25 protein-coding genes are annotated in these 19,286 nt (G+C 71.6%); 16 read left to right on the top strand and 9 right to left on the bottom strand.

The window, feature by feature from the left end; translation table 11 throughout:
• Window positions 1-67: 67 nt before the first annotated feature.
• The 4 genes from AC1DQC_RS14150 to dnaK all read right to left on the bottom strand — a co-directional run bounded on the left by AC1DQC_RS14150 (window position 68) and on the right by dnaK (window position 3,957).
• Entirely contained in the window at window positions 68-490 is a 423-nt protein-coding gene (locus AC1DQC_RS14150) for a heat shock protein transcriptional repressor HspR (protein WP_477051885.1), read from the bottom strand.
• Window positions 491-492: 2 nt separating this feature from the next.
• The gene (locus AC1DQC_RS14145; RefSeq protein ID WP_477051884.1) at window positions 493-1,464 is read right to left on the bottom strand and encodes a DnaJ C-terminal domain-containing protein; all 972 of its coding nucleotides are present in this window, start codon (window positions 1,462-1,464) and stop codon (window positions 493-495) included.
• Window positions 1,465-1,537: 73 nt separating this feature from the next.
• Window positions 1,538-2,098 (bottom strand): nucleotide exchange factor GrpE, encoded by a 561-nt coding sequence (gene grpE, locus AC1DQC_RS14140; protein ID WP_477051883.1) that lies wholly within the window; start codon window positions 2,096-2,098, stop codon window positions 1,538-1,540.
• Window positions 2,095-3,957, bottom strand: coding sequence for a molecular chaperone DnaK (gene dnaK, locus AC1DQC_RS14135; RefSeq protein WP_477051882.1), 1,863 nt, complete (start codon window positions 3,955-3,957; stop codon window positions 2,095-2,097). The genes grpE and dnaK overlap by 4 nt, the downstream gene beginning before the upstream one ends.
• 498 nt (window positions 3,958-4,455) lie before the next feature.
• Here dnaK and AC1DQC_RS14130 point away from each other — a divergent pair, with 498 nt between their 5' ends.
• The 7 genes from AC1DQC_RS14130 (at window position 4,456) to AC1DQC_RS14100 (ending at window position 8,619) form a co-directional block, all read left to right on the top strand.
• A complete protein-coding gene (locus tag AC1DQC_RS14130) occupies window positions 4,456-5,016 on the top strand; it encodes a GNAT family N-acetyltransferase (RefSeq protein WP_477051881.1) in 561 nt (186 codons plus the stop codon).
• 131 nt (window positions 5,017-5,147) lie between these two features.
• On the top strand, window positions 5,148-5,567 hold the full coding sequence (locus tag AC1DQC_RS14125; protein ID WP_477051880.1) for a RidA family protein: 420 nt from the start codon (window positions 5,148-5,150) through the stop codon (window positions 5,565-5,567).
• On the top strand, window positions 5,564-6,235 hold the full coding sequence (locus AC1DQC_RS14120) for a YdeI/OmpD-associated family protein (RefSeq protein ID WP_477051879.1): 672 nt from the start codon (window positions 5,564-5,566) through the stop codon (window positions 6,233-6,235). Before AC1DQC_RS14125 ends, AC1DQC_RS14120 begins: the two co-directional genes overlap by 4 nt.
• Window positions 6,236-6,427: 192 nt before the next feature.
• Window positions 6,428-6,730, top strand: a complete 303-nt coding sequence (locus AC1DQC_RS14115; RefSeq protein WP_477051878.1) for a hypothetical protein — start codon at window positions 6,428-6,430, stop codon at window positions 6,728-6,730.
• Window positions 6,731-6,817: 87 nt separating this feature from the next.
• Window positions 6,818-7,378: a hypothetical protein gene (locus AC1DQC_RS14110; RefSeq protein ID WP_477051877.1), complete on the top strand. Its 561-nt coding sequence runs from the start codon at window positions 6,818-6,820 to the stop codon at window positions 7,376-7,378.
• 375 nt (window positions 7,379-7,753) lie between these two features.
• A complete protein-coding gene (locus AC1DQC_RS14105) occupies window positions 7,754-8,326 on the top strand; it encodes a hypothetical protein (RefSeq protein WP_477051876.1) in 573 nt (190 codons plus the stop codon).
• Complete coding sequence (locus AC1DQC_RS14100) at window positions 8,323-8,619, top strand: transcriptional regulator (protein WP_477051875.1); 297 nt, start codon at window positions 8,323-8,325, stop codon at window positions 8,617-8,619. Before AC1DQC_RS14105 ends, AC1DQC_RS14100 begins: the two co-directional genes overlap by 4 nt.
• Window positions 8,620-8,733: 114 nt before the next feature.
• On the opposite strand, the gene AC1DQC_RS14095 is transcribed toward AC1DQC_RS14100, so the two are convergent.
• Window positions 8,734-9,471, bottom strand: coding sequence for an SDR family NAD(P)-dependent oxidoreductase (locus tag AC1DQC_RS14095; protein ID WP_477051874.1), 738 nt, complete (start codon window positions 9,469-9,471; stop codon window positions 8,734-8,736).
• 102 nt (window positions 9,472-9,573) lie between these two features.
• Here AC1DQC_RS14095 and AC1DQC_RS14090 point away from each other — a divergent pair, with 102 nt between their 5' ends.
• The 3 genes from AC1DQC_RS14090 to AC1DQC_RS14080 all read left to right on the top strand — a co-directional run bounded on the left by AC1DQC_RS14090 (window position 9,574) and on the right by AC1DQC_RS14080 (window position 11,909).
• Entirely contained in the window at window positions 9,574-10,437 is an 864-nt protein-coding gene (locus tag AC1DQC_RS14090; RefSeq protein ID WP_477051873.1) for a LysR family transcriptional regulator, read from the top strand.
• A gap of 65 nt (window positions 10,438-10,502) precedes the next feature.
• Window positions 10,503-10,913, top strand: a complete 411-nt coding sequence (gene arr, locus AC1DQC_RS14085) for an NAD(+)--rifampin ADP-ribosyltransferase (RefSeq protein ID WP_477051872.1) — start codon at window positions 10,503-10,505, stop codon at window positions 10,911-10,913.
• A gap of 162 nt (window positions 10,914-11,075) precedes the next feature.
• Window positions 11,076-11,909 (top strand): SGNH/GDSL hydrolase family protein, encoded by an 834-nt coding sequence (locus tag AC1DQC_RS14080; protein WP_477051871.1) that lies wholly within the window; start codon window positions 11,076-11,078, stop codon window positions 11,907-11,909.
• 16 nt (window positions 11,910-11,925) lie between these two features.
• Here AC1DQC_RS14080 and AC1DQC_RS14075 read toward each other — a convergent pair whose 3' ends face one another.
• Window positions 11,926-12,852 (bottom strand): cold-shock protein, encoded by a 927-nt coding sequence (locus AC1DQC_RS14075; protein ID WP_477051870.1) that lies wholly within the window; start codon window positions 12,850-12,852, stop codon window positions 11,926-11,928.
• Window positions 12,853-12,989: 137 nt separating this feature from the next.
• Between AC1DQC_RS14075 and AC1DQC_RS14070 the strand changes: the two genes are divergently transcribed.
• Genes AC1DQC_RS14070 through AC1DQC_RS14050 form a run of 5 tightly spaced genes read left to right on the top strand, consistent with a single transcriptional unit; the run spans window position 12,990 to window position 16,162 of the window.
• On the top strand, window positions 12,990-13,637 hold the full coding sequence (locus tag AC1DQC_RS14070) for a GNAT family N-acetyltransferase (protein ID WP_477051869.1): 648 nt from the start codon (window positions 12,990-12,992) through the stop codon (window positions 13,635-13,637).
• Window positions 13,634-14,020, top strand: a complete 387-nt coding sequence (locus tag AC1DQC_RS14065; protein ID WP_477051868.1) for a VOC family protein — start codon at window positions 13,634-13,636, stop codon at window positions 14,018-14,020. The genes AC1DQC_RS14070 and AC1DQC_RS14065 overlap by 4 nt, the downstream gene beginning before the upstream one ends.
• A gap of 36 nt (window positions 14,021-14,056) precedes the next feature.
• Window positions 14,057-15,121 carry a DMT family transporter gene (locus tag AC1DQC_RS14060; protein WP_477051867.1) on the top strand — a complete coding sequence of 355 codons (1,065 nt, stop codon included), beginning with the start codon at window positions 14,057-14,059 and terminating at the stop codon, window positions 15,119-15,121.
• 14 nt (window positions 15,122-15,135) lie between these two features.
• Window positions 15,136-15,510 carry an ArsR/SmtB family transcription factor gene (locus tag AC1DQC_RS14055; RefSeq protein WP_477051866.1) on the top strand — a complete coding sequence of 125 codons (375 nt, stop codon included), beginning with the start codon at window positions 15,136-15,138 and terminating at the stop codon, window positions 15,508-15,510.
• A gap of 1 nt (window position 15,511) precedes the next feature.
• Window positions 15,512-16,162 carry a dihydrofolate reductase family protein gene (locus AC1DQC_RS14050; protein WP_477051865.1) on the top strand — a complete coding sequence of 217 codons (651 nt, stop codon included), beginning with the start codon at window positions 15,512-15,514 and terminating at the stop codon, window positions 16,160-16,162.
• A 120-nt stretch (window positions 16,163-16,282) separates the two neighbouring features.
• Here AC1DQC_RS14050 and AC1DQC_RS14045 read toward each other — a convergent pair whose 3' ends face one another.
• From AC1DQC_RS14045 to AC1DQC_RS14035, 3 genes are all read right to left on the bottom strand, one after another.
• On the bottom strand, window positions 16,283-17,392 hold the full coding sequence (locus AC1DQC_RS14045; RefSeq protein WP_477051864.1) for an epoxide hydrolase family protein: 1,110 nt from the start codon (window positions 17,390-17,392) through the stop codon (window positions 16,283-16,285).
• Window positions 17,393-17,420: 28 nt separating this feature from the next.
• Window positions 17,421-17,888, bottom strand: a complete 468-nt coding sequence (yiaA, locus tag AC1DQC_RS14040; RefSeq protein WP_477051863.1) for an inner membrane protein YiaA — start codon at window positions 17,886-17,888, stop codon at window positions 17,421-17,423.
• A gap of 117 nt (window positions 17,889-18,005) precedes the next feature.
• Window positions 18,006-18,644, bottom strand: coding sequence for a hypothetical protein (locus AC1DQC_RS14035; RefSeq protein WP_477051862.1), 639 nt, complete (start codon window positions 18,642-18,644; stop codon window positions 18,006-18,008).
• Between the two features lie 98 nt (window positions 18,645-18,742).
• On the opposite strand from AC1DQC_RS14035, the gene AC1DQC_RS14030 reads away from it, so the two are divergent.
• Window positions 18,743-19,285, top strand: coding sequence for a DapH/DapD/GlmU-related protein (locus tag AC1DQC_RS14030; RefSeq protein ID WP_477051861.1), 543 nt, complete (start codon window positions 18,743-18,745; stop codon window positions 19,283-19,285).
• The last annotated feature ends 1 nt before the right edge of the window (window position 19,286 follow it).

Raw genomic sequence — 19,286 nt, 5'->3', positions numbered from 1 at the left:
AGGCCGCCAGGCCCACCTTCCTTGTCGGAGGGTGGGCCGGGCGGCCTCGAGTCGTTCTGCGCCGGCGTCAGCGGGAGGTCTGGCGCCAGAGGACGACGGCGGCGCGGTCCGCCGTGGTCGTCGGGCGCCGGCTGCGGCTGGCCGTGCGGTTGACGGCGACGACGTCGCCGCGAGGGTCGGCGGTGAACACGCGGCGGCCCGGCTCGACGAACGCGCGGAGGTACTCGATCTGCCGGCGTAGGCCGTCGAGCTCCGCCTCGAGCTCGAGGATCCGCTTGATCCCGGCGAGGTTGACGCCCTCGTCCTGGGACAGCCGCTGCACCTCGCGGAGCGTCGCGATGTCGCGCAGGGAGTAGCGCCGCCCGCGCCCGCTGGCGCGGCTGGGACTCACGAGCCCCAGCCGGTCGTACTGGCGCAGTGTCTGCGGGTGCATGCCCGCCAGCTCGGCGGCGACCGAGATGACGTAGACCTTGGCGTCCTCGGTGGCCATGGCTACGTCTTCGCCGCGTCGAGCAGGCCCGCGCGCACGTCCTCACCGGAGGTCGCGATGCCGAAGGCCTGGACCGCCTCGCGGGCGGCGGGGTTGAGCCGCTGGGGGACGACGACCTGGACGGTGATCAGCAGGTCGCCCTTGGTGCCGGGGACTCCGCGACCCTTGACGCGCAGCGCGCGCCCGGACGGCGTGCCCTCGGGGACGCGGACCCGGACGGTGGACCCATCGAGGGTCGGCACCTCGATGGTGGCGCCGAGGGCGGCCTCGTCGAAGGCGACCGGGACGGTGATCCGCAGGTTGTCGCCGTCGAGCGAGAACACAGGGTGCGGGGTGACCCGTACGGTGATGACCAGGTCGCCCGAGGGGCCGCCACGGTCGCCGGGCCGGCCCTTGCCGCGCAGGCGGATCTTCTGGCCGTCGCGGACGCCGGCCGGGATGCGCGCGTTGACGGTGCGACCCTCGACGCTGAGCGAGACGGTCGAGCCCTCGACCGCCTGCCGGAAGGGCAGGGTCGCGCTCGTCGCGAGGTCGGCACCCTGCTGCGGGCCGGGCGCGAAGCCCCCACCGCCGCCGTTGCCGAAGAGCCCGCCGAGGATGTCCTCGAAGCCGGCCGCGCCGCCGGGGGCGTTGGTGTACCGGACCCGACCGCCTTGCTGACCGCCGCCGAACATGCCGCCGAAGACGTCCTCGAAGCCGGCGGTGCCGCCGCGTCCGCCGGACGTGAACCGCGGACCACCGGCCATGGCGCGCAGCTGGTCGTACTGGCCGCGCTGCTCCGCGTCGGAGAGGACCGCGTAGGCCTCGCCGACGTCCTTGAACTTCGCCTCCGCCTTGGCGTCACCGGGGTTGTGGTCCGGGTGCATCTGCCGCGCGAGCTTGCGGTACGCCTTCTTGATCGTCGCGGCGTCGGCATCCTTGGGGACGCCGAGGACCGAGTAGAAGTCCTTCTCGAGCCAGTCCTGACCGGTCACGCCGCTCCTTCCTTGCTGTCTGTGTGCAGCGTCCGGGCAACGACTGTGCCGTTGCCCGGACGCTACTCGGGTTCTACGCCTCGGGGTCCACGACCGCGACGCGCGCGGCGCGGAGCACCCGGTCGGCGGTGCGGTAGCCCGGCTGCAGCACCATCTGCACGGTCGACTCCGTCACGTCCGCGGAGTGCGAGTGCATGAGCGCCTCGTGCACCGCGGGGTCGAACGGCTCCCCGGCCTCGCCGTAGCGGACCACCCCGAAGCGACCGAGGGTCGCCTCGAGCTTTTCCGCGATGGACACGAACGGGCCGGTGAGGTCACCGTGCTGGCGCGCCAGCTCGATGTCGTCGAGCACCGGGATCAGCGCCTCGACGATGGCGTGCACCCCGCGGTCGTGGGCGGCGAGGGCGTCGGCCTTCGACCGCTTCACGAACCCGGAGTACTGCTGCTCGAGGTTGTAGTACGCCGCCTTGGAGCGCTGGAGCTCCTCCAGCCGCTCCGCCGCGAGCGCCTCGGCCGCCACGAGGCCCTCGAGGACGACCTCCTCCTCGGCGCCTGCTGCGATCGACTCGGCGTCGGCGAGCACCTGCTCCTCAGGAGTCAGGTCGTCGCCGGCGTCGTCGGGCGTGGTGGTCACTTGACCGCCTCGTCCTCGTCGTCGACGATCTCGGCGTCCACGACGTCCTCGTCGGACGACGCGTCAGCCGTTGGCTGCTCGTCGGCCGGCGCACCTGCCGCCATGTTGTCCGCCGAGTAGATCGCCTCGCCGATCTTCTGGCTCGCGGCGAGCAGGGCCGAGTGCTTGGCCTTGACGTCGTCGACGTCGGTGCCCGCGAGCGCCGTCTTGAGCTCGCCGACCGCGGCCTGGACCTCGGTCTTGACGTCCTCGGGCAGCTTGTCCGCGTTGTCGACCAGCAGCTTCTCGGTCGAGTAGACGAGCTGCTCGGCAGAGTTGCGGACCTCGGCCTCCTCGCGACGCGCCTTGTCCTCGGCCGCGTGCTCCTCGGCCTCGCGCACCATGCGCTCGATGTCCTCCTTGGGGAGGGCCGAGCCGCCGGTGATCGTCATCGACTGCTCCTTGTTGGTGCCGCGGTCCTTGGCGGACACGTGCACGATGCCGTTGGCGTCGATGTCGAACGTGACCTCGATCTGCGGCACGCCACGCGGCGCGGGCGCGATGCCCGTGAGCTCGAAGGTGCCGAGCGGCTTGTTGTCCCGCGCGAACTCGCGCTCGCCCTGGAACACCTGGATCAGCACGGACGGCTGGTTGTCCTCGGCCGTGGAGAAGATCTCCGACCGCTTGGTGGGGATGGCCGTGTTGCGCTCGATGAGCTTGGTCATCACGCCGCCCTTGGTCTCGATGCCGAGGCTCAGCGGGGTGACGTCGATGAGCAGGACGTCCTTGCGGTCGCCCTTCATGACGCCGGCCTGCAGCGCGGCACCGACGGCGACGACCTCGTCCGGGTTGACGCCCTTGTTGGGCTCCTTGCCGCCCGTGAGCTCCTTGACCACCTCGGTGACCGCGGGCATACGGGTCGAGCCGCCGACGAGGACCACGTGGTCGATGTCCGCGAGCTTGATGCCCGCGTCACGGATGACCGAGCGGAACGGCTCCTTGGTGCGGTCGAGCAGGTCCTGCGTCATCTGCTGGAACTGCGCGCGCGTGAGCTTGGTGTCCAGGTGGACCGGGCCGTTCTCGCTCATCGACAGGTACTGCAGCGAGATGTTGGTGCTCGTCGCCGACGAGAGCTCCTTCTTGGCCTGCTCCGCCGCCTCGCGCAGACGCTGCACGGCGATCTTGTCCTTGCCCAGGTCGACGCCCGTGGAGTTCTTCACCTCGGAGATGAGGAACTCGACGATGCGCTGGTCCCAGTCGTCGCCGCCGAGCCGGTTGTCACCGGACGTGGCGCGGACCTCGATCGTCGAGAAGCCGTCGTCGTCCTTGCCCACCTCGAGGAGGGACACGTCGAACGTGCCGCCACCGAGGTCGAAGACGAGGATGAGCTCGTCCTCCTTGCCGCGCTCAAGGCCGTAGGCCAGGGCGGCCGCGGTCGGCTCGTTGATGATGCGCAGGACGTTGAGGCCCGCGATGGCGCCCGCGTCCTTGGTGGCCTGGCGCTCGGCGTCGTTGAAGTACGCCGGGACGGTGATGACCGCGTCGGTGACCGGCTCGCCCAGGTACGCCTCGGCGTCGCGCTTCAGCTTCGAGAGCACGCGCGCGCTGATCTCCTGCGGCGTGTACTTCTTGTCGTCGATCGTCGCGGACCAGTCCGTGCCCATGTGGCGCTTCACGGACGTGATCGTGCGGTCGACGTTGGTGACGGCCTGACGCTTGGCGATCTCGCCGACCAGCACCTCACCCGTCTTGGAGAACGCGACCACCGACGGCGTCGTGCGCGACCCCTCGGCGTTGGCGATGACCGTGGGCTCGCCGCCCTCGAGGACAGCGACCACCGAGTTGGTGGTACCGAGGTCGATGCCGACTGCTCGTGCCATGTGTGTGCCTTCTTTCGTGTGCTTCCGGGGACTACGTCTGTCGCTCTTGAGTCCGGCTGGCTCAAGTCTGCGGCGGCCTTCGGTCGCGCGCAACTCCGAGTCGGTCGAACTTGAGTCTGTTGGGCTCAACCTTGCCGAGGCTCTATGCATTCCCGGCTCGGGGAGCGACCTAGGCGGGTCCTGCGTCACCGCCGCGCACCTTGTGACAGGGATGCACCGCTCGTGGCGCCGCTTTTCGCAGCCCGCGATGCGACGCCAGCCTGCGCCGAGGGCGCCCGCCGACCGCGACGGCGCCCCGTACAGGTGGCGCCATGGCGAGTTTGAGGCGCCGTCGAGGCGAACAGACGGCAGCAGCACGGCGGGCCACGCGCAGACCGTGCCGCGTGAGTTCCTGAACGTAGGGATCGGACTCCATCAGCGGTCGAGATCCGAGCGGGCTGAGCGTTCGGGCCGAGCCGGGCCATTGAGTGCGTGGCCGGCTTCGGTGAGAATTGCGCCATGGCGCTGACCACGCGGATGCTGACGCCGGACACGTGGGACGACTTCGCTGCGCTCGTCGAGGCGAACAACGGCGTGTGGGGTGGCTGCTGGTGCATGGGATTCCATCCGGGGGGGTCCACCGGAACACGCCAGGGCAACCGTGATGCCAAGCAGCAGCTCGTGCAGCAGGGGGCGGTGCGCCAAGTACTGGTCTACGACGCGGACAGATGTGTGGGCTGGTGCCAGTTCGGCACGCCACCGCAGCTCCCCAACATCAAGAGCCGCCGCACCTACGAGGCGGCAGCGCAGGATCCGCCCGACTGGCGGATCGGCTGCATCTTCACGAACTCGAAGGACCGCGGCAAGGGGATCGCTGGTGCCGCCGTGAGAGGTGCCCTGGACGAGATCGGACGCGCGGGCGGTGGCGTCGTCGAGGCTTATCCGGAACAGACGGCGGATCGACCCCCGCAGCGGGGCGCATTTCTCCATACCGGACCCGAAGAGCTGTATGAGCGGCATGGGTTTGTGAGGGACCGGCGCATCGCCAAGTGGCGCTGGGTCATGCGCGCCAACGTCTGACTGCGTGAGCACCCGCCAGAGGTCCGTAACGGACCCCGGCGGTGCCCCGAATGACGATCCAGATACCAGCGAGTCCCGCCTCCGGCGCTCGCCCTCGCGAGCCGCAGCCGCCGGGCATGGATCATGGGCGCATGCCTCTCGAGCCCGCCATCACCCTCATCCGACCCGAGCAGCTGACGGCGAAGGCGCCCTACGCCTACGCCGCAGTGGCCGGCCCCGGTGAGTTCGTCTTCACCGCCGGCGCCTGCCCGCTGGACGCCGATGGCAGGACGGTCGCCGTCGGCGACGTCGCCGGACAGGCGCGCCAAGTGGTGGCCAATCTCGTGACCGCGCTGCACGCCGCCGGGGCGCAGCTGACCGACGTCGTCAAGACGACCGTCTACGTCGCCTCGTCGCGGCAGTCAGACCTCGGGACCGCCTGGGACGTCGTCCATGCGGCGTTCGGGGATCACGAGGTGCCCAGCACGTTGCTTGGCGTCACCGTGCTCGGCTATGACGACCAGCTGGTCGAGGTGGAGGCCATCGCGATCCGTCCACTGCCGACGGCATGACACCCGACCAGGCAGAGACTCCGGGTCGGATGGGCGGCTCACCCGAACGACCTGCGCGCTTCTTCGACAGTCCCGAGGAGTTCGGTGCGTGGCTGGCACTGCACCATGCCACTGAGACGGTGCTGTGGATGGGCTTGAAGAAGAAGGGCGTGGCCGATCGCGGCCTGACCTGGGAGCAAGCGGTCGTCGAAGCACTCTGCTGGGGATGGATCGACTCGACCGCGCAACGCATCGACGACCAGTCCCGGCGGCAGCGCTGGACCCCTCGCAAGAAGACCTCCCACTGGAGCCGGGTCAATCTCGATCTCGTCGAGAGGCTGCGCGCCGAGGGGCGGATGCAGCCGAGCGGCTTGGCGATCTGGGAGCAACGCACCCGCGAAGAGGCGCCCTACAGTCACGAACGACCTTGGGACGGACTACCGGACTCGTATGCGGAGGACCTGGCTGCGTCGCCGGCGGCCACCGCCTTCTGGGAGGCCTCGACTGCGACGTACCGCAAGGTCTGCGCCGTCTGGGTCACCTCAGCCAAGCAGGACGTCACCCGCGCCCGCCGGATGGCACAGCTGATCGAGTGCAGCGCCGCGGGCCAGCTCGTGCCGAACCAACGCTACGGCGACGTTCCGGGGTGGTTGGCGCGGGCCGCGGCTGCAGCGTCAGCGGCACGATGATCTAGCCAGGGAACGCAGCGCGCGTGTCCGCGTGAAGCTGCCGCACGTCTGCATGCGTCGACTCCGGTCGGCCCGACAGGTACACCTCGACCTGCGCCACGACGTCCACCTCGTTCTCGGGGTCCCCGCACGACACCAGATCACGCGGCAAGCGTGGCGCGCTGCCCGGCGTCCACGCGCCAGAATGCGAGCGTGGAGAACCGTCGCGAAGCAGGCCTGCCCGACCGCATCGTCGTGGTGCTGCCGGGCCCCACAGGAGTGCGGGCGGCCCGCGTGGTTGAGCCGTGGTTGCGGTTGGGGCTGCGCGCCTCGCAGGGCGAGGTCGACGGCAACCTGCTCGGGCCGGACGGGGCGGAGGTCTGGGTGTACCCGACGGACACCACCGCCGCCGCGGCGAAGATCACGAGGCTGCTACGACTCGTCCACCTGCCCGCGGGTTCGCACCTGAGCATCGACGCGGGCCACGAGCTCGTTGTCATGAGGCTCCGTCGCTGACGCACCCACGAGACCTATCGCAAGACTCACCAGGTAGGTCAGGCTTGTCCTGTGCGGCCGGAAGCAGGTGGGACGGCAGGGAGACACGTGAGCGAGACGACCGATGCGCTCGCCACGTTCGACTTCGCCGCGTTCTTCAGTGCTGTCGACGAAGCGCGCCGAAGGCAGGGCCTGCACTGGTACGCGTTTGCCGACGAGCTGTGGGACCTGTCCGTGCAGCTGAATGCCGAACGCGACGACCACCCGCTCTGCGGCGGTGCCGTCTCCCGGCTCGGTGCGCGAGGTGAGACGTCGTGCCAGTACGCGCTCTACATGCTGCGCTGGCTCGGCGACGCGCCCGAGGCGTTCCTCGTGGGCCCCGCCGTGGACGTCGGCGACACGAGGCTCCCGGAACCTGGCCCCGACAGCCGACTCCGTTGGGACCTGCCCCAGCTCCATGCCGCGGTCGACGAGCAGCGGCGGCAGCAGGGCCTCACGTGGGTGGGACTGGCCGATCACATCGGCTGCACGCCCGCTCGGCTGACAGGGCTGCGCCGCGCGCGATTTGCTGACATGGCTCTCGCGATGCGACTGACCCAGTGGCTACGCAAACCGGCTGCCGACTTCATTCACCCGGCCAGCAGCCGGCACCGTGCGGAGCTGCTCTGACCACCGCTCCTCGTTGGCGACGACCCGGAGACACTGCCGAGGTCCGCCAGGTCTCAGCTGTAGCGCTCGACGAGGATGCGGTCGCCAGGTCCGAGAACCTGACCCACTTCGTGCCGAACGTGGACGTGGTCACCCTGGACTGCGGTCATTGGATCCAGGAGGAGGAGCCGGAAGAGACGACCCACGCGATTCTCACTTGGCTGAACCAGCGCGAGGCCCTCTAGTACCTCCTCACCCAGGCCCGGCCCGACGCCGGCGGGTGGGGCCGCACGCCCGACGCGCAACTGCACGCGGCGCACGATGCGGCCGCCGTCAGCCGGGGCCCCGCCGCGCCGACACTTGCCATGTTGGAAAGTTGGACGCATACTTTCCAACATGGAAAACATGGAGCCCGCCGCGGCGGCAGCCGCCCTGGACGCGTCCGACCGGGCGCGCTCCGCCATCGCACGGTCGGTCCGGGTGCCACGCGGCCACGACGTGGTCATCGGGGCCGCGGTCGCGGTGCAGATCGCCACGGCGGTCATCGGGATCGCACGTGCCGACGACGTCGGTGCGACGGAGGGAACCGTCCTCGGTTGGGTGGCCGCCGGTGTCGTCGTCTTCCTCGTCGGCGCGCTGGTCGAGGTCGTGCGGTTCCGTCGGATCAACGGCGTGCGGCTGGACGGGTTCACGGGTCGGGTCGTCCTGGGCACCGACCTGTGGGCGTCGTTCTCGTACGGTGCCGCCGCGGTCGTCGCCTACCTCGCGGCGGACCGCGGGCTCTGGTGGCTGGCCCTGCTGGTCTCGTCCGCGGGCGGCGCGGCCTACGCGTTGTGCGGCCGGCGCTGGATGCGCCGCTACCGGGAGGTTCCCGAGCGCGGACTGCGGACCGAGTCGAGGGTGCTCCTCGGGCTCTACGTCGCCGTCGCGATCGTCGCGCTCGGCCTGCTGGCTGCGAACGCGCGATGAGCGCGGCGCTCGACCCCCTGATCAACCCGCCCGCCCGGCTGATGCTCCTGTCCATGCTGACCGCGGTGTCCGAGGCGGAGTTCGTGACCGTGCGCGACCAGCTCGACGTCAGCGACTCGGTGCTCTCCAAGCACGTGTCCGCGCTGGCGGCGGCCGGCTACGTCGTGAGCCGCAAAGGTGTGCACCGCGGACGCCGCACCACCTGGATCGCCCTCACCACGACGGGCCGGACGGCGCTCGACGGGCACGTGGCCGCGCTGCGGGCCGTGATCGACGGCATCCCGGCCGGGTGAGGCTGCTGACTGGTCCCACGCCCGGACGACCGCTTCGCGAGACCTGACGAGGTCCCACGGCCGCCCCGGGGCTGACCGGCCGCAGCGTCCCGACGGCCCGGAGCATCCTCCTCATCACCACGGCTGGGTGCCCGCGTCGTCGCGGAAGGTGCCGTTCGGGCCGCCGTCGGGCAACGTGGCGAGCTCGAGGAAGACAGCGGCGCCCTGCTCGGGCGTACGGGTCCCGCGGTGGCCGTTGAGGTCCGTCGCCACGTACCCCGGGCACCCCGCGTTGATCAGGATCCCGGTCCCGGCGAGCTCCTTCGCGTACTGGACCGTGACGGCGTTGAGGTACGACTTCGACGGCGAGTACGCACCGGAGACCGGGCCGACGGCCTCGGCCTGCGCCGTCTGCATGGTGAGCGACCCGACCGTGCTGGACACGTTGACGATGCGCGGCGACCCGGCCCGACGCAGCAGGGGCAGCATCGCGTTGGTGACCCGGATGACGCCGACGACGTTCGTGTCGACCACCCTCAGGACCTGCTCGGCGCTGACCTTGCTCGGCTCTTGCGGCATGCCACCGGTGATGGCGGCATTGTTGACGAGCACGTCGAGGCCACCCTGGTCGTCGAGCTGCGCGGCGGCGGCGGCGACGCTCGCGTCGTCGGTCACGTCCAGCGGGACGCCGAAGACGTCGAGCCCCTCGGCCCGCAGCTTCAGCACGGCGTCGTTCCGCCGACCGGTGTCGCGTGCACCCACGCCGACGCGGAACCCGAGCCGGGCCAGCCCCGCGGCGATCTCGTAGCCGATGCCCTTGTTCGCGCCCGTCACGAGTGCCGTCTTCTTCGTCGCGCTGCTGTTCTCTGTCATGCGTCGATCGTCCGGCGCCGCCGCGAGGACTTTCCAACACCGATCCGGTGCCGTGCGATACCGCGCCGGTATGACGCGAGGCCATCGGCGTACTCTGCAGGCGTGGAGACCCGCGAGCTGCGCTACTTCGTCGCCGTCGCCGAGGAGGCGCACGTCGGCCGTGCGGCCCAACGCCTGGGGATGGCCCAGCCTCCGCTGTCGCGTGCCATCGCCCAGCTCGAACGCCGGATCGGCGCTCACCTCTTCGTCCGCTCTCCGCGCGGGATGACCCTCACGATCGCCGGCGAGACCCTGCTGCGCGAGGGCCGAGCGGCTCTGGCTGCGGTCGATGCGGCGGAGCGCCGCACCCGCCGCACCATCGCGGCGGCCGGCCCGGCGCCCGTGGTGCTCACGGCCAAGGCGGGCGCGTCCAGCGAGCTGATGGCCAAGGTGCTCGACGCGTATGCCGCCGAGCCGGACGCCGTCGACGTCGAGGTGGTGCTGAGCCCGCCCGGTCACCAGGCCCCGATGCTGCGTGACGGGCGCGCCGACGTCGCGATCCTGCACCATCCGTACGACGACACCAGCGGCTTCGACGTGGAGACGCTGAACGTCGAGGACCAGGTCCTGATCCTGCCCGCGGGCCATCCCGTGAGCCGCAGGACCTCGCTGACCGTCGCCGAGGCGACGTCGATCCCCGACCTTCCGCCGCCACGTTGGCCCCGGCTCGACGGCACCTACCCCGACGCCCGAGGTCCCGAGATGCGCGACCTGACACAGGTGCTGCAGCTCGTGCGGCTCGGCCGCGCCTCGATCGTGCTGCCGGAGTCGTCGCGCATCAACGTGGGCGACGGGCTGGCGGTCGTACCGGTCTCGGACGCCGCTCAGGTCACCACGCTCATCGCCTGGCCGCCGCAGAGCACCTCGTCGGGCGTGGCCGGCCTGGTGCGCACCGCGTCACGCCTCTCTGGCGAGCCGCGCGGCTGACCACCGGCAGCATGCCTCGCCCGGGGCTCCGAGCGGGCGCGGTGTCAGCCTCGTAGGCTGGCACGGTGAGTGACGCGGCGGGCCCGGACCAGTTCTTCCATGGCACGAAGGCCGACCTGCAGGTGGGCGACCTCCTCACCGCCGGCTTCCGGTCGAACTACCGGCCCGAGGTCGTGATGAACCACGTCTACTTCACGGCGCTGCGCGACGGGGCCGGGCTCGCCGCTGAGCTCGCGGCCGGCGACGCTCCTCCGCGCGTCTACGTCGTCGAGCCGACGGGTGCGTTCGAGGACGACCCCAACGTCACCGACAAGAAGTTCCCCGGCAACCCGACCCGGTCCTATCGCAGCAGCGAGCCCCTCAGGATCGTCGGCGAGGTGACCGACTGGACACGGCTCACCCCCGAGGCGTTGCAGGCGTGGCGCGATCGGATCGCGGCGATCCGCGCGGACGAACGCGCCGAGATCATCAACTGATCGGGCGCCCTCGGCCGGCGAACTAGCTCCTCGACGCGGCGCCCGCGGTTCTCGGGCAGGAAGCGTCCCCTGACAGTGCTGTCGCGACCCGGGCGCTCCGGGGCCGCGGTCGGTCGACGGGCTTCTTCCGGGGCCGCGCCCCGCCAGGAGTACGGTGCGGAGATGGAGCGCATCTTGCGGACGACGCTGTCCGCCGTTCTGGCCGTGACCGCCGCGTTCGCCCTCGTCGGGGCCGCTGGTTCCGCCGCGAGCGCGACACCGGCCGCCGCCTCCCGCGTGGTCTACGACGCCCTCGGGGACTCCTACGCCTCCGGGTACGGCGTCCCGCCCTACGCCGAGTGCGGCCGATCGCAGAGCGCCTACGCGGTGCAGCTCGACGGTCGTCACCGGCTCCGGCTCGACGACTTCGTCGCCTGCGCGGGCGCGACCACGACCTCCCTGGTCACGGGCGGCCAGCTCGCCGCGCTGGACGCGGACACGGGCCTGGTCACGTTGACCATCGGCGGCAACGACATCGGATGGTCGACCGCGGTCACGGCGTGCCTCGGCGGCACGGACGCCCAGTGCGCGGGCACCGTCGGTGTCGTCGAGGCCCGCACGACGAGCCAGCTGCCGACCCTCCTCGACACGGTGTATGCCGACGTGGCGGCGGCCGCCCCGAACGCCCGTGTCGTGGTGACCGGGTACCCACGCCTCTTCTCGCCGGAGTACGGCGCCTACCTCGCCGCGTCGCCCACAGAGCTCAGCACGCTCAACGCCGCAGCGGACACCCTCGACGCGGTGATCGCTGCCGCGGCCACCCGCGCCGGGTTCCAGTTCGTGGACGTCCGCGAACGCTTCGACGGCCACGGGGCGAACTCGCCGGACCCCTGGATCCTGGGGCCGTCCGACCCCGGAGCGTTCCACCCCACGGTCAACGGGTACAAGGCCTACACGGCCGCCGTGAACTCCGCGCTGGGCCCGGTCTGGCTGGACTGCGGCGGGCACCGGTCCTGACGCGGCCGGACCAGACTCAGACCCGTTCGACGCTGTCAGCCTGCGGTCCCCGGTCGCTCTGGCGCACCTTGTACCGGACCCGGTCGCCCTCCTGCAGCCCCTCGGCGCCCCGCACGACCGACACGTGCACGAACAGGTCCGCGCCCCCCGCATCGGGGGTGATGAAGCCGAACCCGCGCTCGTCGTCGTAGCGCGCGACCACGCCCTCGCCGCCGCGCACGGAGCCGCCGGACTCCCTGGGGGAAGCCGACCGACCGCGGTCCGGCACCGCGGGGGCAGCCCCGACGAGCCGGATGTTGCGGGCCTGGAGTCCCTTGTCGCTGGCGCCGACGTCGTAGGTCACGCGATCGCCCTCGGACAGCTCGCTCACCCCGCCGGGCAGGGCCCGGACGTGCACGAAGAGGTCCTCGCCGCCGGAGTCGGGTGTCACGAACCCGAAGCCCTTCTCACCGTCGTACCAGGACACGGTGCCGTCCGCTCCGTCGGACGCCCGAGGTCGACCAGTCGTCTCGGGCCCGAGCGGAAGCAGGTGGTCCGCCTGCGGCCCCTTCTCCCCCTCGACGACGAGGAACGCCACCCGCTGCCCCTCCGAGACCACGCCGCCGCCCACGATGGCCGAGCTGTGCACGAAGATCTCCGCGCCACCGCCGTCGGGTGCGGCGAAGCCGTATCCCTTGCCCGGCTCGTACCAGGTGATCGTGCCGAGCACACCCAGCGTGGCGTCGGGGCCGAGGTCGCCCGTGACCCGGACGCGCCGGGCCTGCGGACCGCGGTCGCCCTCGCCGAGCTCGAACTCGACGACCTGCCCTTCCCGGAGGACCCTCGCGCCGTCGTCGCCGACGATCTCGGACGCGTGCACGAACAGGTCGTCGGACTCCTCTCCCAAGAAGAGGAAGCCGAACCCCCGCTCGGCGTCGAACCAGCGGACAGTTCCCTGGGGCACGGTGGATCTCCTCGTCGAAGCAATGGGTTGCTGTCGCCCAGTCTCCCCCCAGAGTGGCGCCGTGGCGTCCGCGCGTTCGTACACTCGCCACGGCGGCGATCGCGCCGCCGCGGCCCGCGGGGACGAGGGAGCACGGGGTGGGCGAGCACAACGCGTTCGTGTCGCCGGGCGTGGGCGCGCAGATCCGCGTCGAGACCGCGGTGCCGGATCGCTGGCCCGACGTGGTCGAGGCGTTCGGCGCCCGAGCGTCGACACCCGACGCGTGCTGGTGCCAGCGATTTCGTGCGCACGACCAGCCGAGCAATCGCGACGAGCTGCACCGGGAGATCGAGGCGGCCGACATCCCCGTGGGCCTGATCGCCTACGTCGACGGCCGCCCCGCAGGGTGGTCGCGGGTCGTTCCGCGCGCGTCCTTGCCGGGCGTCATGAACAACAAGGCCTTGCGACGCCTCCTCGACCAGGATGCCGCGGTGTGGTGGGTGACCTGCTTCGCGGTTCGCCGTGAGCACCGCGGCTCAGGCGTCGGGACGGCCTTGCTGACGGCCGCCGTCGAGCACGCCCGCCGGCACGGGGCGTCGGCCGTCGAGGGTCACCCGGTCGACGTCGACCGGCTCCGCGCCGCGAAGGTCTCCGGCTCGGCTCTGTTCACCGGAACCCTCGCCATGTTCCAGGCGGCCGGCTTCCAGGAGATCGGCCGCACCTACCCGAGTCGGCCGGTCATGCGCATCGACCTCGCGACCCGGACCCCGGCTCATCGGCCGCTCGATGGGATCATGGCGCGATGACGGCGTCAGCGGATCCCGGCGCCCTGCGGTTCGTCGGGGCGTCCCTGGACTGCGCCGACCCGGCCGAGCTGGCGCAGTTCTACCTCCAGCTGCTGGGAGGACATCTGCTGTGGAGCCGCCCGGGCAGCGTGGGCGTGCAGGTGCCAGGGCTGCTGCTCGTCGCGCAGCGGGTGGAGAGCTACCGCCCGCCCCAGTGGCCGGGCGCGTCGATCGTGCACCTCGACCTKACCGCCGGCGACGAGCTGGACGAGCCGGTGGAGCGCGCCGTGGCTCTGGGAGCCCGGCTCGCCGATCCGCAGCCGGACCCTCGGTGGAGGGTGCTCCTGGACGTCGCGGGCCACCCGTTCTGCATCACCACCGTGGCAGGGCGCCGAGGCGGGTGACCTGCTCCCCGGCGCGGCATGGGTGACCATGGGTGCGTGAGCGACTCGGCGCGTGGGTTGCGCAACGTCGGCGTCCAGGCGGCGCTGTGGGCGGCGGTGCTGTTCGGGGCGAGCGCGCCGCTGGCCAAGCTGCTGCTCGGCGAGGTCAGCCCGTGGCTGCTCGCCGGTCTGCTCTACGTCGGAGCCGGCGTCGGGATGGGCGTGTGGCGCCTCGTGCGACGGGCCCCGCGGGTGCAGCTGCCCCGTCGGGAGGTCCCGTGGCTGGTCGGCGCGGTCGCGGCCGGCGGCGTCGCCGGTCCGGTGCTGCTGATGGTCGGGCTGTCGTCGATGCCGGCGTCGGGCGCGTCGTTGCTGCTGAACGCCGAGGGCGTGCTCACCGCTGTGATCGCGTGGGTGGTGTTCCGGGAGCCGGCGGATCGTCGCCTCGTGCTGGGCATGCTCGCGATCGTGGCGGGCGCCGTCGTGATCGCGGTGCCGACCGGGCACGCCGAGGTCACCAGCGTGTGGCCCGCCGTGGCGATCGTCGCCGCGTGCGCGTGCTGGGCGCTCGACAACAACCTGACCCGCAAGGTCTCCCTGACGGACGCCACCTGGCTCGCGACGGTCAAGGGCGCCGTCGCCGGTCCGACCAACCTCGTCGTCGCGCTGCTGCTGGGCGCTCACCTGCCGTCGGTGGCGGTGTCGGGAGCGGCGATGGGTCTGGGGTTCGTGTCGTACGGGCTGAGCCTCGTGCTGTTCATCGTCGGCCTGCGCCATGTCGGCGCCGCTCGGGCCGGCGCGTACTTCTCGGTCGCCCCGTTCTTCGGCGCGGCGCTCGCGGTCGCCCTGGGGGACCCGGTCACGTGGCAGCTGCTGCTGGCCGGCGGGCTCATGGCCGTGGGCACGTGGTTGCACCTCAGCGAGGAGCACGGGCACGAGCACGCGCACCAGGCCGTCACGCACGAGCACTGGCACACCCACGACGACGGGCACCACGACCACGAGCACCCGTCCGGCGAGCTCGTCGCGGCCGGGGTACGGCACCACCACGTCCACACGCACGACGCGGTGACCCACACCCACGAGCACTACCCGGACGCCCACCACCGCCACGACCACTGACCGCCGCTCACCCCTTGACGACACCGGCGATCGGGCCAATAGTTAGGTACGTGCCTAAGTATTACGACGACCTCGACGCCGTGCTCCGCGCTCTCGCGGACCCCACGCGCCGGGCCGTCGTGGAACGGCTGGCGACGTCCCCCGCCGTCGTGTCCGAGCTCGCGGCACCGTTCTCCATGGCGTTGCCGTCGCTCCTGCAGCACCTGCGGGTGCTCGAGGACGCCGGCGTCGTCACCTCCCAGAAGCACGGGCGCGTGCGCACCGTGAGCCTGCGACCGGGCGCACTCGACGCCCTGCACCTGTGGCTCGGCGAGCAACGCACCCCTGCGGAACGCCGCGCCGACCGGCTCGGCACCTACCTGACCCGCACCACGACAAAGGACACCTGACATGACTCGCGTTCGCCTCGACATGTTCGTCTCGATCGACGGCTACACCTCGATCGCCGACGGCACCGCCGACAACCCGATGGGCGAGGACTGGGGACGCCTGACGGGGACCTACGTCACGACCCGCACGTTCCGCGAGCGCGTGCTCGGCGACACCAGCGGCGCGGGCACGACCGGTATCGACGACGCCCACGCCGCCGCGTTCTTCGAGGGCGTCGGCGCCGAGATCATGGGCGCCGCCATGTTCGGCCTGCACACGTTCCCCGCCGACCCGGAGTGGAAGGGCTGGTGGGGCGACCGGCCGCCGTTCGGCACCCCGGTCTACGTGCTCACCCACACCGCTCCGCGGCCGCCGATCGCGATGGAGGGCGGCACCACGTTCCACTTCCGCAGCGGCGCGCTCGACGACGTCCTGGGGGAGGCGACCGAGGCCGCCGACGGGCGGGACGTGCGCGTCGGCGGCGGGTCCAGCACCGCGCGCGACTTCCTGCGCGCGGGCCTGGTGGACCACCTGCACCTCATGGTCGCCCCGGTCGTCCTGGGCCGCGGCGACCGGCTGTGGGACGACCTGCGCGGTCTCGAGCTCACCCACACGGTGACGACGGAGGTGGCCGAGAGCGGCACCACTCACGTCACGTTCACGCGTGAGTAGCCGGCGGCCCACAGCACCGCGACGAGGACGAGCCACAGCACGAGGAGGCCGCCCAGCACGCCGATCAGCGACCACGCCCAGCCCGGCATCCCCGCTCCCCTTCGTCGACGGTCAGGCAGCTCAGCGGTGTCTCGCCAGCTCCGCCGCGAAGCGTCGCACGCGCTCCGCCATCGCCTCCGGGACCTCGGCGACGGCGAAGTGGCCGCCCTCGTCCAGCCGCTCGAAGACGCGGAGGTCCCGGTAGAAGCGCCGCGCCACGGACTCGGGGTTGTCGTGCTCGTGCCGCTGGATGAAGACGGCGGCGGGCACCTCGACCGCCGGTATCACGGCGTCACCGCCGTCGAAGTACGGCCGGAACGACGTCCCGATGCTCTGGGTGGCCCAGTACACCGTCGCCTCGGTGAGGATCCGCTCGCGCGAGAGGCGTCGCTCGACCGCCGCCGGGTCGCCGGCCGGGGTGTCGCTCCACTCGACCAGCTTCTCGGTGATCCAGGCGAGCAGCCCGGCGGGCGAGTCGTTCAGTGCGGCCGCGAGCGTGTCGGGCCGGGTCCCCTGGGCGTGGGCGTAGCCGGCCTGCTGGTACCAGCCCTCCGACATGCGGTCGTAGAACGCGCGCTCGGTCGGGTCGGTCGTCGCCGCCTGCTCCTCCTGGGACAGGAAGTGCGCGTGCGTGACGACGATCCCCGCGACGGCTTCGGGGTGCGTCGCGGCGACGAGGTCGCTGACGTTCGCGGTGAGGTCCTCGCCGTAGACGAGGTAGCGGTCGTAGCCGAGGACGTCCGCCATGAGGGCGTGCATCAGCCCGGCGAGGCGCTGCTCGGTGATCGCCTCGTCCAGCGCGGGCGAGAACGCGAACCCCGGCAGGCTGACCACCACCACGTCCAGCTCCGGCAGCAGGTCGGCGAAGTCGAGCTGCAGCGCGAAGGTGTGCGGCCAGCCGTGCATCACCAGGAGCGCGGGCGCGTCGGGGGTGCTCGACCGCAGGTGGGCGAAGTGCAGCGTGGTGCCGTCGACATCGGCGAGGAACTGCGGGTGGTCGTTCAGCCACGCCTCTCGCGCTCGCCAGTCGAACGACTGCCACGACGACACGAGGGTCTGCAGGTAGGCCGACGTCATGCCCGACGACGGGCGGCGGGGCGAGTCGTCGAGGAAGCGCGTGCGCGACAGGCGGTCGCGCAGGTCGTCGAGAACCGCCTGAGGGACGTCGACGGCGAACGGTCGCACGGTCATCGCGCCACCGTAGGACGACCCTCCGACATCACTGCCAGACGGTCGCCTTCACGTCCGGCTGGGCCGACACGGCAGGTGCCGGGGCGGGTGCGGGAGCGGCCGCCGCGAGGTCACGGACGTTCTTCTGCACGGCGACGACGGAGAACAGAGCCATCGCGTAGCCGAGGCCGTAGAAGCCCTTCTCGGACAACGCCAGCGACGAGTTCGCCAGGCCCGTGGCCACGAGCACGAGCGACACGAGGACCATGGCCCACGACAGCCCCAGGAAGATCGACGTCACGGGGATGCCCTCGGCACGGTCCCGGACCGACTTCTGCAGCGCGATCGCGGAGAACAGACCGAGCAGGAGCAGGGTGCCGTAGAACCCCTTCTCGGACAACGTCATCTCCGCGTTCCACAGCCCGATGGCGAAGGCGCTGACGGCGATGACGAGGGCGACCCAGGACGCGCCGACGAACGCGGCGGTCGGTCGGGCCGGGACGGTGTGCTGCGACATGCGGACGCTCCCGAGATCGGGCTGCCGGCATGGTGCCAGCCGCGGGCCTGATCGTGGTGGTCCCGGTCGCCCGCCGCAAGCACCTGCACCCACGACCCACCGGTCGGGCTAGTCCCGCTACACGAGCTTGGGGAAGGCGATCAGGAACGACGAGGTGACGAGGAACAAGGCGATGGCGAGCCCGAGCAGCACGTCACCGCCCCGGGTGGACTTCATCCGCCCGGACATGGCCGCGAAGAAGAGCACGGCGGCGAAGGCCACGGTCAGCACCGTGTAGTTGTCCCCGCGCTGGTTGTTGGTCAGCGCCTGCTGGTACTTCGCGTCCGCTCGCGCGTCCGACTTCTTGGCCTCGGCCAGCTCGGGGATCTTGTACTCGGGCAGGTCGAACGGCGTCGCGGCGGCGTCGGCGTTCTGCAAGGGCTTCGAGTCCAGCCACACCGGGAACGCCGTGGCCAGCGGTTCGGGGAACCGCTGCGACAGGAAGTCGGCGAGGGCCATGTCGTTCGCGGCGTACGCGGCGGCCCACTGCGAGAACAGCGTCGCCTGCACGGAGAGCTTGCGGTTGGCGACGCCCTCGTAGCGCGTCGCCTCGATCCGGGCCGTCGACGCCTGGCTGAACGAGATCGACATCGCCCCGCCCCACTTGCTCGCCTGGAACCCGACCCAGGCCGTCAGGATCGTCGTCACCGAGAGCAGGACGACGACGACCACCTCGCGCCAGTCGATCCGTCGGTCCCGCGCGTCGGATTCCTCCACAGGCCGAGTATGGCCGCCGCGACGGCCGCTCCGCTCCTCGAGCCCGCGGCGGCGTGTCTCGTGGTCGGCCGCCCGCCCGCGAGGGAGAGGATCGTGCGATGCCCAGCGGTCGCCTCATGCGCATCCACAGTCCGGAGTTCCAGGCGATGGCCGACCGGGTGCTGCAGGTCACGGCGCTCACCTCGCGACTGAACGTGCTGCCCTTCGACGACGAGGCGGGCAAGGCGGCGCTGCTCGAGCAGATCCTGGGCCGGCCCCTGCCCGCACGGCTCACGATCTACCCGCCCTTCTACACGGACCACGGGCTGCACCTGGAGCTCGGCGAGCGCGTCTTCATCAACCAGGGCTGCACGTTCCTCGACTACGCGGGCATCCGCATCGCCGAGCGCGTGATGATCGGTCCGCAGGTCACGTTCATCACCGGCGGGCACCCGGTGGATCCCGCGGACCGCGCGCTGTACCTGACCGGCGCACCGATCGACGTGGCCGAGAACGTGTGGATCGGCGCGGGGGCGACGATCCTGCCGGGGGTGAGCATCGGTCGCGACGCCGTCATCGCCGCCGGGGCGATCGTCGCCGACGACGTCCCGGCCGCGAGCCTGGTGGCCGGCCCGAAGGCATCGGTGCGCCGCCGCTGGTGAG

Source organism: Cellulomonas sp. P4_H12 (genome assembly GCF_056400905.1).
The sequence above is the reverse complement of the archived record's forward strand: the minus strand, read 5'-3'. Positions and strand labels throughout refer to the sequence as shown.

Bases quoted from the DNA above. Each gene is read 5' to 3' on its own strand.
- AC1DQC_RS14095 (WP_477051874.1), bottom strand. From the start codon at position 9,471: ATGACAGAGAACAGCAGCGCGACGAAGAAGACGGCACTCGTGACGGGC.
- AC1DQC_RS14050 (WP_477051865.1), top strand. From the start codon at position 15,512: ATGACTCGCGTTCGCCTCGACATGTTCGTCTCGATCGACGGCTACACC.
- AC1DQC_RS14125 (WP_477051880.1), top strand. From the start codon at position 5,148: ATGCCTCTCGAGCCCGCCATCACCCTCATCCGACCCGAGCAGCTGACG.
- AC1DQC_RS14120 (WP_477051879.1), top strand. From the start codon at position 5,564: ATGACACCCGACCAGGCAGAGACTCCGGGTCGGATGGGCGGCTCACCC.
- dnaK (WP_477051882.1), bottom strand. From the start codon at position 3,957: ATGGCACGAGCAGTCGGCATCGACCTCGGTACCACCAACTCGGTGGTC.
- AC1DQC_RS14100 (WP_477051875.1), top strand. From the start codon at position 8,323: ATGAGCGCGGCGCTCGACCCCCTGATCAACCCGCCCGCCCGGCTGATG.
- AC1DQC_RS14130 (WP_477051881.1), top strand. From the start codon at position 4,456: ATGGCGCTGACCACGCGGATGCTGACGCCGGACACGTGGGACGACTTC.
- AC1DQC_RS14030 (WP_477051861.1), top strand. From the start codon at position 18,743: ATGCCCAGCGGTCGCCTCATGCGCATCCACAGTCCGGAGTTCCAGGCG.
- AC1DQC_RS14150 (WP_477051885.1), bottom strand. From the start codon at position 490: ATGGCCACCGAGGACGCCAAGGTCTACGTCATCTCGGTCGCCGCCGAG.
- yiaA (WP_477051863.1), bottom strand. From the start codon at position 17,888: ATGTCGCAGCACACCGTCCCGGCCCGACCGACCGCCGCGTTCGTCGGC.
- AC1DQC_RS14080 (WP_477051871.1), top strand. From the start codon at position 11,076: ATGGAGCGCATCTTGCGGACGACGCTGTCCGCCGTTCTGGCCGTGACC.
- AC1DQC_RS14045 (WP_477051864.1), bottom strand. From the start codon at position 17,392: ATGACCGTGCGACCGTTCGCCGTCGACGTCCCTCAGGCGGTTCTCGAC.
- AC1DQC_RS14105 (WP_477051876.1), top strand. From the start codon at position 7,754: ATGGAAAACATGGAGCCCGCCGCGGCGGCAGCCGCCCTGGACGCGTCC.